Raw genomic sequence first — 369 nt, forward strand, 5'->3', positions numbered from 1 at the left:
CGGGGCCGGGCAGGAGCCGGAGGGCACCGGCCTGTGGCCCGGCTGCGTGGGCGAGCGGTGCCGGGGCAAGGACTCCCAGGCGCAGGGCTGCGGCCTCAAGGGCAGCGGGATGCGGACCGCCGCGGAGCGGGCGTTCGGCAGACAGACGGTGGTCGAACTCCGTTACAGCCCCTCGTGCCGGGCCAGTTGGGTGCGCGTCCGGTTCGGCTCGGTCGGCGACCGCATCGAGATCACGGGGCCGGACAAGGAGAGCCAGTCCGTCGAGGTCGCCGACAAGTTCGACGCGCAGAACTACCTCCCCACCACGATGCTCGCGGGCGGACCCGAGGGGATGACGGCCTGCCTCGTCCGGGCCGGCAGCGGGGAGCG

Annotated in this window: 1 protein-coding gene; it reads left to right on the forward strand. The window is 74.3% G+C overall.

Annotated elements, in window-relative coordinates; genetic code table 11:
* Nucleotides 1–369 (forward strand): DUF2690 domain-containing protein (locus HTV45_RS33440; protein ID WP_215209635.1); only part of this gene is annotated, 369 nt, incomplete at both ends.

This window comes from Streptomyces sp. CHD11 (genome assembly GCF_018638295.1).
GTDB lineage: Bacteria > Actinomycetota > Actinomycetes > Streptomycetales > Streptomycetaceae > Streptomyces.